General features: G+C 41.8%; 1 protein-coding gene and 1 pseudogene. Both read right to left on the bottom strand.

Features of this window, described 5'->3' with window-relative positions:
- Positions 1 to 444: 444 nt before the first annotated feature.
- Entirely contained in the window at positions 445 to 780 is a 336-nt protein-coding gene (locus tag AC1DLM_RS35415) for a GNAT family N-acetyltransferase (RefSeq protein ID WP_477572627.1), read from the bottom strand.
- Positions 781 to 797: 17 nt separating this feature from the next.
- Positions 798 to 1014 (bottom strand): annotated as a pseudogene (locus tag AC1DLM_RS35410) (hypothetical protein); the annotation flags it as partial.

Here is a 1014-nt window from a genome sequence, read left to right as displayed (position 1 = left end):
GTGCTTCCTCTAAGCCTGTGAGATTGATGCCACCCTTGTTAGGCATAGCGTATTTCATAGGGTAAAGTCTTACTTTACGCCACTCACCCCATCGTTTGATGGTACATGTGTTTCCGCATGCTCTAACTTTAGACTTGTACATTCGGAAGTTCGTCAGTTCGCTTCTGTGCGAGCATTCTCACCATATTCAGTTTTTCAGCCAYSCGWCATATCCGTTGGCATACCTTYTCTTKTGARTGGCTSTAGCCTTCGTTCTGCCGAATCTACCTGTACTTCACACCTCATCTTCTGTTAAACATGACGCGCGCAGGAGTATTGGCGGGATGGTTTCGGGATACGTGGTTCCGTCATTCCCATCCTTGGTTGTAAAGTTAAGATTACTCGTGTAATCTCCTGTTTTTCGCACTGTTTGGTGCTTATAGCAGAACTTGTCGTACTTACCCGTTAGCGTAGCTTGTTGTTCAACAGATTCTGTAATATTGGAAGCGCCTGTTCATAATCATTTTGATAAAGAGAAAATGTCTCACTTACTTCAATATTAAACCCAGTTTTCAAATACAGTGCAATCKCCTTGTAGCTCCAAGTATGTAAATAAACATCAGCATCACCTTCAAGATTTTTTAGAACTCGTATACATTCAGCCACTAAAGCTTTCCCAATTCCAAGCCCCTGATATTCCCTCTTTACTGCAAACCAATGAATCGATGAGTCTCGTCTCTCTCTAGTATGGTTCCAGCAACCAGTTATTGTCCCGATTGGCTTCCCTTCTTGATTTAGCACAAATAATAGCCGTTGTTTTAGTTCTTCAGTGTGTGGTAAGTATTCATTTTTAAAGCCTGAATGTAAAAATAGATTCTCCCGTCGCCAATTACTCTGCCCATTCCCACTACTTCACCTTGGTATTGGACAATTACACCAAACAGCGATTGGTTTAAAGATTCTTCTGCAACTTCGAAATTCATATAATCTTCCCAACCAACCGCACAACATAATCTTCCCAACCAACCGCACAAC

It is taken from the genome of Paenibacillus sp. 01T442 (assembly GCF_056398345.1).
The sequence above is the reverse complement of the archived record's forward strand: the minus strand, read 5'-3'. Positions and strand labels throughout refer to the sequence as shown.